The following is an 11,991-nucleotide window of genomic DNA, read 5'->3' on the forward strand; positions in this document are numbered from 1 at the left end:
CATATAAAGCACCTAGACAGATGGCAAGAGACACTAATTAACTATTGATGAGCTATAGATGAGCTATATATTAGCCATAGATTAACTAGTTAAGCTCTCCTTTTAACCAAGCAATAGCATCTTGATGGCGTTTAAAATTAACCACCTGATAACCTTGCGTAAAAGCAACCGCCTCAACCACAATATTGCCATCATGATTTAGCCCTGTTACAGAAGCGACTTTGGCTTTTTGTAAGGCTGGCGTATTGGCAAGATACAAACCAAAGGCTTCTTGTTCTTGCAGTGACATCAGGTCAATAAAATCACTCAAATCAACTAATAATCGAATCTTCTCACAATCAAGAACTTGCTTTACAACCTGATCTACTGCTGTTTTTCTTTGGTTAAAATCAACCTCTTCAAAAAAGGTCACATGAATAATGTCGTCACTATCAGCAAATAGTGAAAAAGCCATAAGATGCTCCTTGATACCATTAAATCCCTGATGCGCTAATCTGTCTTCATCCTCTATTAAGCTTTCATAAAAAAGCCCTATAACAATAGTGTATAGGGCTCGTGTTTCACTTTTTATTGCTTGTTTTCACTTCTTGTTTATTGCTTCTTGTTTATTACTTGAAGCTTTATTAAGCCAACTGAATGTGAGTCATTGTGATTAAACCAACTCAATAGCCACTGCCGCAGCTTCACCACCCCCAATACACAAAGAAGCCACACCACGTTTTTTGTTTTCTTGTTGCAGTGAATACATCAAGGTCACCAAAATACGTGAACCACTTGACCCAACAGGGTGACCTAGCGCACAAGCCCCCCCTTTAATATTGACCTTAGCAGGATCAAGCTCCAGCTTTTGCTGAGCAAGCATGGTGACTACTGCAAAGGCTTCGTTAATTTCGTATAAATCCACCTCATCTTTTGACCATTGGGCTTTATCTAACACTTTTTGAATCGCTGAAATGGGTGCGATAGTAAATTCAGCGGGCATTTGTGCGTGAGTAGAATGGGCCACAATCCGCGCGAGAGGTTTAAGACCTTTAGCAATGGCTTCACTCTCTTTCATCAAGATGATGGCTGAGGCACCATCAGAAATTGAGCTAGAGTTAGCCGCTGTTACTGTGCCCTCTTTGGCAAACGCCGGTCTTAGCTTACGAATTTTTTCTGGGCGAGCATTACCTGGCTGCTCATCGACTTCAATTAAGGTATCACCATGACGACCTTTGACGGTGACAGGTGTAATCTCATCAGCAAAAGTGCCATTGTTAATCGCTGCATTCGCTTTTTCTAAAGAAGCTAATGCAAAGTCATCCATGGCTTCACGGGTAAGTTCGTACTTGTCTGCCGTTTTCTGAGCAAAGTTACCCATCAAACCGCCTTCATAGGCATCTTCAAGACCATCAACAAACATATGATCTAGCACCTTACCATGACCCATACGTAAACCTTCGCGAACTTTAGGTAAGATATAAGGTGACTGACTCATGTTTTCCATACCACCCGCCACCATGATATTGGCGCTACCAGCAAGAATCTGATCATGGGCGAACATCACAGCTTTCATACCCGAACCACACATCTTGTTCACCGTGGTACAGCCTGTTGCCAATGGCAGACCTGCATTTAAAGAGGCTTGTCGTGCTGGTGCTTGACCAAGGCCAGCTGGAAGGACACAACCCATGAGTACCTCATCAATTTGCTCTGGCTTAAGGCCAGAACGTTCTAGGGCAGCTTTGATTGCAATCCCCCCTAACTCAGGCGCTTTAACACTGCTTAACTCTCCTTGTAATCCACCCATTGGGGTTCTAGCAGCCCCGACTAGCACAACATGATCAGTCATCTTCTTTCTCCATTAATCGGTCTGTAAACCGGCATTAAGTATTGGTTATTACACTTTCTATTATTAGATAAATAGCACGACTTTACGTTAACGTAAAGTTGGTTTCATTTTTTCTGTGCGATATCAGATATCCAGCCATTTAAGCCAAAATATTTCCTATCTATCTGCTGATTTTTGCTGACATTATTTTTGGTTAAAATATTTGCTTTACGTTAACGTCAACTTCATTTAGTCTTTAGAGATATTAGAGAAATCCATTATGAGCAAACATTATGACCACACAGAAAAAGAGCTTCTCAATTAGCGAACTTGCCGCTGAGTTTGGTGTAACCACCCGCAGCATTCGTTTTTATGAAGATCAAGGTCTCATGAAACCTGAACGTAAAGGACAAACTCGCATTTATTACAGCCACGACAAGGTAAGGCTAAAACTGATTTTGCGCGGCAAACGTCTTGGCTTTTCCCTAGCCGAATCCCGTGAACTATTCGATTTATGGGATGAAACCCCAAGCGGCAGCGAAAGACAGCTCAATAAGATGTTAGAAACATTAAGTGCAAAACAGGCTCAGCTTGAGCAACAAATGCAAGATATACAGATGGCCAAACAAGAATTGGACAATGCTGAAATGCGCTGCCGCTCTGCACTCAAAGAGCTAATGCAAGGTAAAGAAACTGGGCAAGGATCAGCACACAATACCGCTGACATGTTGATATCTTCAAAAGAGATTTAAACAAATTAGGCCTAAAAACAAGAATCACCCTACAAAGGTAAACTGACATGATCTCTCAATACTCTGAACTGAATTTTGGACTTGGCGAAACCCTAGATATGTTACGCCAACAAGTGAATGCCTTTGCGGCAGCACAAATTGCACCTCGTGCTGAGCAAATTGACCAAGATAACCTCTTCCCCAATGATCTTTGGAAAAAGTTTGGTGAAATGGGCCTATTAGGTATCACAGTCAGTGAAGAATTTGGGGGAGCAGAAATGGGCTACCTTGCCCATGTGATTGCGATGGAAGAAATCAGCCGCGCATCGGCTTCTGTTGGCTTATCTTATGGCGCTCATTCAAACCTGTGTGTTAATCAGATTTATCGTAATGGTACCCAAAAACAAAAAGAAACTTACCTTCCTAAATTAGTTTCTGGTGAGCACATAGGCGCGCTAGCCATGTCTGAACCAAACGCAGGCTCTGATGTTGTTTCATTAAAATTGCACGCCCGCGATGAAGGCGACCACTATGTTCTTAATGGCAACAAGATGTGGATCACTAACGGTCCTGATGCCAATGTTTATGTAATTTACGCTAAAACTGACTTACACGCGGGCTCTAAAGGGATTACCGCTTTCATTGTTGAACGAGATAGCGAAGGTTTCACTCAAGCTCAAAAGCTCGACAAGCTAGGTATGCGCGGTTCAAACACCTGTGAATTGGTTTTCCAAGATTGCAAAGTACCAAAAGAGAATATCTTAGGTGAGCTAAACGGTGGTGTTAAAGTACTAATGGGTGGCCTTGATTACGAGCGCCTTGTATTAGCAGGTGGGCCACTTGGCATAATGCAAGCGGCAATGGATGTGGCTGTACCTTATATCCGTGATCGTCAGCAATTTGGTAAAGCCATTGGCGAATTCGAGCTAGTACAGGGCAAAATTGCTGACATGTACACTCGCATGAATGCCGCTAAATCTTATGTTTACATGGTTGCCATGTCAGCAGACAGAGGCGAGACGACCCGTAAAGATGCCGCTGGCGTCATCCTTTATGCCGCTGAAATGGCAACCCAAATAGCATTAGACGCAATTCAACTACTTGGCGGCAATGGCTATATCAACGAATACCCTACTGGCCGTTTATTGCGTGATGCCAAGCTTTATGAAATTGGTGCAGGCACCTCAGAAATTCGCCGCATGCTCATTGGCCGCGAACTTTTCATGAACAAATAACTTAGACCTATCATTCATTCCTATTACTCACTCTCATTAGTTCAGGCTCTTTATTTAAGGGCCTGCTTATTTAAAAAAGAGTTGATAGGACAAAAAGATTAAGGAGAGCTATATGCCGATATTGCAGTCTAAAGTTAACCCTCGTTCTGAAGAATTTTTAGCCAAAGCCGATGCAATGGAAACCGCGGTATTAGATTTAAAATCTAAAATCGAACATATTTATCAAGGTGGTGGTAAGTCTTATCAAGAACGCCACCTTGCAAGAGGTAAGTTACTAGTACGTCAACGTATCGATACGCTTATCGATGAAGACAGCGCTTTTCTAGAGCTAGGCCAATTAGCCGCTTATGGGGTTTATGAAGACGATATTCCAGCAGCAGGTGTTGTTGCAGGTGTCGGCCAAGTATCAGGCATCGAATGCATGATCATCGCCAATGATGCCACTGTAAAAGGCGGCACCTACTTCCCGCTTACGGTAAAAAAACACTTAAGAGCACAAGAGATTGCTGAGCAGAACCACCTACCTTGTATTTACTTAGTCGACTCAGGGGGTGCTAACCTTCCTCAACAAGACGAGGTTTTCCCAGATCGTGACCACTTTGGTCGTATCTTCTACAACCAAGCGCGCATGTCTGCCAAAGGCATTGCACAGATTGCGGTGGTAATGGGTCTTTGTACTGCTGGCGGTGCTTATGTTCCTGCCATGGCAGACGAATCCATTATTGTACGTAACCAAGGCACCATCTTTTTAGCGGGCCCGCCTCTGGTGAAAGCGGCAACAGGCGAAGAAGTCAGCGCAGAAGATTTAGGTGGCGCGGATGTGCATTGTCGTACTTCTGGTGTCGCTGATCATTATGCTGAAAATGACGAACACGCTCTACAAATTGCACGTCGTTGTATTTCTCATCTTAATCACAAAAAACAACCTCATTTAGATGTACGTGAACCACAAGCACCTAAATACGATGCCAAAGAAATCTACGGCATTGTTGGTACTGATCTGCGTAAGCCATTTGATGTAAGAGATGTGATTGCGCGCACGGTTGATAACTCAGAATTTGATGAGTTTAAACAACTTTATGGCACCACCTTAGTGACAGGCTTTGCTCATATTCATGGTTATCCTGTAGGTATCATTGCAAACAATGGCATTCTTTTTTCAGACTCAGCGCAAAAAGGCGCTCACTTTATTGAGCTTTGCTGTCAGCGCAATATTCCTTTGGTGTTTTTGCAAAATATCACCGGCTTTATGGTGGGTCAGAAATACGAAGCAGAAGGCATCGCTAAACACGGGGCAAAAATGGTCATGGCAGTTGCCTGTGCCAATGTCCCTAAAATCACCATCTTAATCGGTGGTAGCTTTGGCGCAGGAAACTATGGCATGTGTGGCCGTGCTTATAACCCAGACTTTTTATGGATGTGGCCTAACGCCAGAATTTCCGTCATGGGCGGCGAACAAGCAGCAGGTGTGATGGCAACCGTGACCAAAGACAAACTTACCCGTTCAGGTAAAAGCTGGAGTGAAGAGGAAGAAGCGCAATTCAAGCAGCCAATCATTGATACTTACGAGCATCAAGGACATCCCTACTATGCCAGCGCTCGCCTTTGGGATGATGGGGTGATTGATCCAGCGCAAACACGTGATGTGATTGCCCTAAGTTTATCTGCCACCTTGAATCGACCAAAAGAAGAGACAAAATTCGGTGTCTTCAGAATGTAAGGGGTTGGGCCACCCAGTTTAGCCCATTTGGCCCAACCAAGGCTTTACCGACATATTTGAGTAAAGCCATCCCTATTAAGTGATCATGAGAGAGCAATGTCATGAACAATATACCCACACAAAGCAGTCTTTTTGATAACACAGAAGAAAAAACCTCTTCTGCACACAGCGATTTAGAGGCAAAAGTAATCTTGCATTACCCTCACCCTGGCGTCGGGGAGTTAATCTTAAATTATGCTGAGAAATACAATGCATTTGATGATCAAATCATAGGTTTGATGTTAGAAAAACTGGCGCAAGCGGAGCAAAACCCTGAGCTAGATATGCTCATTCTGCGCTCAAAAGGCAAACACTTTTCCTCAGGTGCCGATTTAAATTGGATGAAGCGAATGGCAAGCAACTCCCATCAAGAAAACCTTGATGATGCCAATCAACTTGCCCGTTTAATGCAAACACTTAACGACTTTAGCAAGCCCACTCTCGCCCTTGTACAAGGCGCCGCGTTTGGTGGTGCCGTCGGGCTCGCTGCCTGTTGCGATATTGTGATTGCGACACAAAAGACACGCTTTTGTTTAAGTGAAGTCAAAATAGGTTTAGTACCTGCGGTCATTAGCCCTTATGTTGTGCGTGCTATCGGAGAGCGTCAAGCCAGACGATACTTCTTAACGGCAGAAATTATTAGTGCGACCCAAGCCTTAAACTTTGGCTTGGTACATGAATTGGTGGAGGATGATAGTCAACTCGACATTGCCGCCAAGCTCTTTATTCAGCAGTTAAATCAAAACAGCCCTCAAGCCATGTCCGTGGCAAAAGCACTTATTGCCGGTGTTGCCAACAAACCTATTGATGACAAGCTGATTGATTATACCAGCCATTGCATTGCTGATATTCGTATTAGTAACGAAGGCCAAGAAGGCCTAGATGCCTTCCTCAACAAGCGTCAGGCCAGCTGGATCAAGCCTGTTCAAGATAACGACAAGGAGCAAAAAGATGTTTAATAAAATACTAATCGCTAACCGTGGCGAAATTGCCTGTCGAATTATCGAAACCGCTCACAAAATGGGCGTTCGCTGTGTTGCTGTTTATTCAGAAGCCGATGTAAACGCGCGCCATGTAGCTATGGCGGATGAAGCCTTTTTACTCGGGCCAGCACCAAGTAATCAAAGCTATTTGCGTCATGAAAAGATCATCGAGATTGCGCTTACAAGTGGCGCCCAAGCCATTCACCCAGGCTATGGCTTTTTATCTGAAAATACTGATTTTGCTAAGGCCTGTGCGGATAATGGCTTGACCTTTATTGGGCCACCAGCCAATGCCATTGCGGCGATGGGGTCTAAATCTGCCGCTAAAGCCATTATGGAAAAAGCCCAGGTGCCTTTAGTGCCTGGCTATCACGGTGATGATCAAAACCCAGAGCTATTAAAAGAAGAAGCGATACGTTGCGGCTTCCCTGTCTTACTCAAAGCAATCGCAGGTGGCGGTGGTAAAGGCATGCGAGTGGTAAACGAGCTGGCTGAATTTGATGAGGCCCTAGCAGCTGCTCAACGAGAGTCTAGCAATGCCTTTGGTAACCCAGACATGCTAATAGAGCGCTACCTAACCCAACCTCGCCACGTAGAAATCCAAGTCTTTTGTGATTCACATGGTAATGGTGTTTATTTAGCGGAACGAGATTGCTCAGTACAAAGGCGTCACCAAAAAGTGATTGAAGAAGCCCCTGCTCCAGGCCTTAGCGATGCCACACGCAAAGCCATGGGTGAAGCAGCAGTAAAAGCGGCTCAGGCTATTGATTATGTGGGCGCAGGTACAGTTGAGTTTCTTTATGATGTGGATACTTCCTTTTTCTTCATGGAGATGAATACCCGTTTGCAAGTTGAGCACCCAGTGACGGAAATGATCACAGGACAAGACTTGGTCGAATGGCAGTTACGCATCGCCAATGGTGAGCCTCTCCCTTTAAGCCAAGATCAAATCCAAATCACAGGCCATGCCCTTGAAGCCCGTATTTATGCAGAAGACCCTGATAATGATTTTTTACCTGCAACAGGCAAGCTGCATTATTTAAAAACACCTGCCACCAGCTCACATGTCAGAGTGGATACAGGTGTGCTCGAAGGCGATGAAGTCAGCATTCATTACGACCCTATGATCGCCAAGCTAATCGTTTGGGATCAGGACAGAAGCAAGGCGATCAATCGCATGGTGCAGGCGCTAGAGCAATATCGCATTAGCGGTGTCACCAGTAACATTCGCTTTTTGCATGCCCTAGTCGATGCAAAACCTTTTCGAGATGCAAAGCTTGATACAGGTTTTATCGAAAAACACGAAAATCTTTTATTTAATACAAGCGGCCTTGAACTAGATAAAGCCCTTGTTCTGGCTGCTGGCTTTTATCTACAACAAGCCAAAGTGATCAAGAAGAGCAATCAAGATAAGCACTCACCTTTTAGCCAATTTAAAAACTGGCGCATGAATAAGCCATACCAAAAGCCGCTTATTCTGGTGGTGGACGACATCAAACATACGTTAGAAATTCAACATTTTGATGAGTATGATGCAGTCCGAGTTGATGGTCGCTCATATAAACTGCAATCACACCTTAGTCATGACAAGCTAGATGCCATTATTGATGGCCACTGCTTAAGTGTTCGCGGAGCATTAAAAGAAGGCGTGTTAGATCTTTTCTATCAAGGTGAGAAGTTTAACTGTCATCAGTACAGCGCTGAATTTGAACAAGGCGATCATGGTTCTGATAATAGCTTAAGTGCGCCAATGAATGGCTCTATGGTGAGCGTAATGGTTTCTCAAGGGGATAAGGTTAGCGAAGGCCAAACCCTAGTAATTATGGAAGCCATGAAGATGGAACACGCTATTAAAGCGCCCCATGATGGCATTATTGATGCGATTTATTTTAATGAAGGCGAACTCGTCAGCGACGGCGCTGAACTGCTTGCTATGAGTGTTATTGAAACATCGCAGGAAAGTGTCTCATGAGCTTAGATAAACGTACTTTTATCCAATCCCCCCATACTTATCCAAAAAAGGTACGTCTGGTGGAAATGAGCCCTAGGGATGGATTGCAAAACGAAACCGGTGGCTTTGTCCCTACTCAAACCAAGATAGAGCTAATTAACCGTTTAAGCGACACTGGCTTGATTCATATTGAAGCCGCCAGTTTTGTCTCCCCTAAATGGGTGCCACAAATGAAAGATGCCAGTGAGGTGATGGCGGGCATCCAGCGTAAAGACGGCATTACCTACAGTGTACTAACCCCTAATATGCGTGGTTTTGAAGGGGCACTTGCAGCCAATGCTCAAGAAGTATCGGTATTTAGCGCCGCGTCTGAAAATTTTACCCAAAAGAACATTAATTGCTCGATCGAAGAAAGTCTTGAACGCTTTATTCCTGTGATTGAAGCGGCTAAGGCCCAAGGCATTCCTGTTCGCGGTTATGTCTCCACTGTGATGGGCTGCCCTTATGAAGGTGAGATAGCACCCGATAAAGTCGCTAAAGTGGCAAAAGCCCTTTATGAGATGGGCTGTTATGAAATTTCCTTAGGTGACACTATCGGCACAGGCACACCACTCAAAGCCAAGCGCATGTTAGAAGCGGTAAACAAAGAGGTTCCAATGCACTTACTCGCCGCACATTTTCACGACACCTATGGCCAAGCCATTGGTAATTTGAATGCGGTGTTAGAAGAAGGTCTCGCAATTATCGACAGTTCGGTGGCAGGTCTTGGCGGTTGTCCTTATGCCAAAGGCGCCTCGGGTAACGTGGCCACAGAAGATGTGCTCTATTTGCTTGAGGGTCTTGGTATTGAAACCGGTATAAACCTTCAGGCTATGGTGGATACCGGCTTTTGGATTTGTGAGCAGATTAATCGTCACAATGGTTCCAAAGTGGCCTTAGCGAAAGGCATGAGTCAGGTTTAAGCCTGACTCATTCTTGCTACACGCACTGATAACGCTATACCTCTTACTTTCCTGAAACTTCTGAAACTTCTGAAACTTCTGAAACTTCTGAAACCTCTTCAGCGCCTCTATGTCGCTTGCTCGAAAGCTCAAACATAAGCAACATCAAAAAACCGATGAGAATGGCCACAAAGCTCAATAACAATGCCTCTTTATACCCAAAGTATTGGGCAACAATGCCCATTAAAGAGGCGCCTACCATACTGCCTAATGCCATCATATTGGCATAAAATGCCGTGGCCTTACCAATCGCATTAGGCGCTTCATTCTGCAACAAGCTAATACCAATGCCAATAAAAATGCCAAAAAACAAACCATTGAAAAGTTGAATTAAAAGAAACGTTTCAATCGACACCATCAACTGGCATAAAACATAAAAGACCATAGCGACCACAAAACTAAACATCAGCAATCTCACCGAACCAAATCGGTTAGCCCATTTCGCCGCTATTAACATGATGGGCATTTCACACGCCGCGGTTAGACCGAGCAGTAAGCCTGGATAAGACAAGGGCATATTGAGTTCAACGGTTAAATAGAGAGGCATTGCCGTTATATAATTAGCGTTAGCCACGTTGCCAAAAAACAAGGTAATGCCTAAATAAATTACGGTTTTAGGTAGTACAGTCACAACCCTAGACTGAGCCTTTTGCTGGCTGAGTGCGGCATCGGCTTTGGGCAGCTTTCGCCAAGCATACAAAGCCACCAATAGGGTTAATGTGGTCGCCAGTAAAAAATTAATTTGAAAGCCTAACTGTTCAACGGACAAGAAAGCCAAAGGCGGCCCGACAATCCAAATTAAAGAAACAGAAGACCTAGTTTGCGCATTCACCTTAATGGCGTTCAGGCCATATGTATCAGCAAAGTGGCGTATCATGGTAAGAATCATGGGGACCGAGGCTCTAGCAAGCCCCATAAAGATCGTCCCAGCGAGCAATATTTGCCAAAACTGGGTGAGAAAAGCATAGCTTAACGCGGCCATTGCCATGCCAATCAAAGAAATAATAAACAGCTTTTTACTGTCAACACCCCTATCCGCCATGGCACCAAATTTTTGGCTCACCACAATACCAGCTAAAGCATAAGAAACCGTGTAGATGCCGATATAAATAGGCTCAAAGCCCAAACCCTCAATGAGAAATAAGCTTAAAATTGGGATGATGAGGGAAAATGATAAGGCGGTGAATCCGTTAATGACAAAAAAATTGCCTGCCTCACTCTTAAAGTAATGATAAATGCGTTTGATGTCCCTTTCTCCTTGTTATGACGTCCTGTCAAAAATTTTGTGAAAAAAAAAGTCTATTTAATGCGTTATTTCCGCTTTTATGGCTGCTTTACGCTTAATAATCGGTGTGACGATAGGATTACCCTCTTGGCTAAAAAAAGCAGAAGGTCGATGAAAGCCCTTGAGTTTCCAACTGAGAACCTTGCCAATACTCCTTAAAACGGTTTGGATAGCAGCCCCTTTTAATGCTGCTGGAATTTGCGTTTTAACCCCCTTAGTTTGCACATAAGCACGATTTTGACCGATTTCATCAACCCGACTTTTTTCATGTCGCATAAAATTATGCACGACACCGACAAAAGGCATCTTAGGGCCTAAGGTGTTGCCGATGGGCGTATGACAACATTGGCTATACCAACGATACAAGCCTTTCGCGCTTAAACGCATACAAGCCAATTGCTCAATGCCTTGATCGATAGTTAATTTGGATACAGGCATTTGAAAAATATCAGTACCAGAATACTGATCTAAAATGGCGGGATGATTCCCCCGTCCTAAATTCATGAGATAGTGAGCAAAGGCTTGGCAATCGGAACAGCAGCAAGTGAGACGATTTCCCTTTTGCGCATTCATATCATGGGCAACACCCTGAACTTTACCGCAATCACAGGCTAACGTTATCTCTGTCATTTATATTACCTCTAACATGATAAAAAAGGGTTAAAAAGAAAAGAGTCAAATCAACTCAATTTATGGCTTAACAAGATGCATCAAAAGCTCATCATAAGAGACACCCGCGACCCGGATGGCATCTTTCTCTAACCCATATTCTTTAAAACCAAATGTTTTATAAAGTGCAATTGCTTGGGTATTATTCGCCGTCACAGTGAGCTGCAAACTGGATATACCTTTTAAGGCCTCAAACTCCTTGATGACAGCTTTCATCAGCCCAGACCCTATCCCAAACCTTCTCGCATTAGGTAAGACATAAATCCCCCAAAGATAAGATTTATGCTGAGTCTTAAGTTTATGTCCTTGACTAAAGCCTGCGATAGCAACCAACTCATTTCTTTCTACGAAGGCCCCCAAACAAAAGGAAGCATCAGTCGATTCTAAACGCTCTCGCCATAAAGCCTCATCAAAACGAGACTCTTCTAATACACTAGACTCGAAGGCCTGAGGCACTTCATCAAGACTTTTAAGACGTATATTTTTATACAGCTGCCAATCTTCTGGCGTGAGTTTTCGAAATAACACAAGTGCGCCCCACTCTTTGTGAATTCATAGGCATACTTT

General features: G+C 43.9%; 11 protein-coding genes. 6 read left to right on the forward strand and 5 right to left on the reverse strand.

Features of this window, described 5'->3' with window-relative positions:
- Window positions 1–85 precede the first annotated feature (85 nt).
- Both MED121_RS18005 and MED121_RS18010 read right to left on the reverse strand, forming a co-directional pair.
- Entirely contained in the window at window positions 86–454 is a 369-nt protein-coding gene (locus tag MED121_RS18005) for an STAS/SEC14 domain-containing protein (protein ID WP_009835185.1), read from the reverse strand.
- 198 nt (window positions 455–652) lie between these two features.
- Window positions 653–1,831, reverse strand: coding sequence for an acetyl-CoA C-acyltransferase (locus tag MED121_RS18010; RefSeq protein ID WP_009835187.1), 1,179 nt, complete (start codon window positions 1,829–1,831; stop codon window positions 653–655).
- Window positions 1,832–2,103: 272 nt separating this feature from the next.
- Between MED121_RS18010 and MED121_RS18015 the strand changes: the two genes are divergently transcribed.
- From MED121_RS18015 to MED121_RS18040, 6 genes are all read left to right on the forward strand, one after another.
- Complete coding sequence (locus MED121_RS18015) at window positions 2,104–2,562, forward strand: MerR family DNA-binding transcriptional regulator (protein WP_009835188.1); 459 nt, start codon at window positions 2,104–2,106, stop codon at window positions 2,560–2,562.
- A gap of 47 nt (window positions 2,563–2,609) precedes the next feature.
- Window positions 2,610–3,776 (forward strand): isovaleryl-CoA dehydrogenase, encoded by a 1,167-nt coding sequence (locus MED121_RS18020; RefSeq protein ID WP_009835189.1) that lies wholly within the window; start codon window positions 2,610–2,612, stop codon window positions 3,774–3,776.
- Between the two features lie 112 nt (window positions 3,777–3,888).
- Window positions 3,889–5,496: a carboxyl transferase domain-containing protein gene (locus MED121_RS18025; RefSeq protein ID WP_009835190.1), complete on the forward strand. Its 1,608-nt coding sequence runs from the start codon at window positions 3,889–3,891 to the stop codon at window positions 5,494–5,496.
- A gap of 101 nt (window positions 5,497–5,597) precedes the next feature.
- Complete coding sequence (locus tag MED121_RS18030; RefSeq protein WP_009835192.1) at window positions 5,598–6,494, forward strand: enoyl-CoA hydratase-related protein; 897 nt, start codon at window positions 5,598–5,600, stop codon at window positions 6,492–6,494.
- A complete protein-coding gene (locus MED121_RS18035) occupies window positions 6,487–8,490 on the forward strand; it encodes an acetyl/propionyl/methylcrotonyl-CoA carboxylase subunit alpha (protein ID WP_009835193.1) in 2,004 nt (667 codons plus the stop codon). Before MED121_RS18030 ends, MED121_RS18035 begins: the two co-directional genes overlap by 8 nt.
- A complete protein-coding gene (locus MED121_RS18040; RefSeq protein ID WP_009835194.1) occupies window positions 8,487–9,431 on the forward strand; it encodes a hydroxymethylglutaryl-CoA lyase in 945 nt (314 codons plus the stop codon). The genes MED121_RS18035 and MED121_RS18040 overlap by 4 nt, the downstream gene beginning before the upstream one ends.
- Window positions 9,432–9,474: 43 nt before the next feature.
- On the opposite strand, the gene MED121_RS18045 is transcribed toward MED121_RS18040, so the two are convergent.
- The 3 genes from MED121_RS18045 to MED121_RS18055 are packed head-to-tail and all read right to left on the reverse strand — an operon-like array spanning window position 9,475 to window position 11,952.
- Complete coding sequence (locus tag MED121_RS18045; RefSeq protein ID WP_036181018.1) at window positions 9,475–10,716, reverse strand: sugar efflux transporter; 1,242 nt, start codon at window positions 10,714–10,716, stop codon at window positions 9,475–9,477.
- Between the two features lie 57 nt (window positions 10,717–10,773).
- A complete protein-coding gene (locus tag MED121_RS18050) occupies window positions 10,774–11,385 on the reverse strand; it encodes a DUF6151 family protein (protein ID WP_009835196.1) in 612 nt (203 codons plus the stop codon).
- A gap of 60 nt (window positions 11,386–11,445) precedes the next feature.
- The gene (locus tag MED121_RS18055) at window positions 11,446–11,952 is read right to left on the reverse strand and encodes a GNAT family N-acetyltransferase (RefSeq protein ID WP_009835197.1); all 507 of its coding nucleotides are present in this window, start codon (window positions 11,950–11,952) and stop codon (window positions 11,446–11,448) included.
- Window positions 11,953–11,991 lie beyond the last annotated feature (39 nt).

Origin of the sequence: Marinomonas sp. MED121 (assembly GCF_000153025.1) — a bacterium.
Lineage (GTDB): Bacteria > Pseudomonadota > Gammaproteobacteria > Pseudomonadales > Marinomonadaceae > Marinomonas.

What these genes read in the sequence shown, in the direction of transcription:
- MED121_RS18015 (WP_009835188.1), top strand. Translation starts at nt 2,104, where the DNA reads ATGACCACACAGAAAAAGAGCTTCTCAATTAGCGAACTTGCCGCTGAG.
- MED121_RS18025 (WP_009835190.1), top strand. Translation starts at nt 3,889, where the DNA reads ATGCCGATATTGCAGTCTAAAGTTAACCCTCGTTCTGAAGAATTTTTA.
- MED121_RS18020 (WP_009835189.1), top strand. Translation starts at nt 2,610, where the DNA reads ATGATCTCTCAATACTCTGAACTGAATTTTGGACTTGGCGAAACCCTA.
- MED121_RS18035 (WP_009835193.1), top strand. Translation starts at nt 6,487, where the DNA reads ATGTTTAATAAAATACTAATCGCTAACCGTGGCGAAATTGCCTGTCGA.
- MED121_RS18010 (WP_009835187.1), bottom strand. Translation starts at nt 1,831, where the DNA reads ATGACTGATCATGTTGTGCTAGTCGGGGCTGCTAGAACCCCAATGGGT.
- MED121_RS18030 (WP_009835192.1), top strand. Translation starts at nt 5,598, where the DNA reads ATGAACAATATACCCACACAAAGCAGTCTTTTTGATAACACAGAAGAA.
- MED121_RS18040 (WP_009835194.1), top strand. Translation starts at nt 8,487, where the DNA reads ATGAGCTTAGATAAACGTACTTTTATCCAATCCCCCCATACTTATCCA.
- MED121_RS18005 (WP_009835185.1), bottom strand. Translation starts at nt 454, where the DNA reads ATGGCTTTTTCACTATTTGCTGATAGTGACGACATTATTCATGTGACC.
- MED121_RS18050 (WP_009835196.1), bottom strand. Translation starts at nt 11,385, where the DNA reads ATGACAGAGATAACGTTAGCCTGTGATTGCGGTAAAGTTCAGGGTGTT.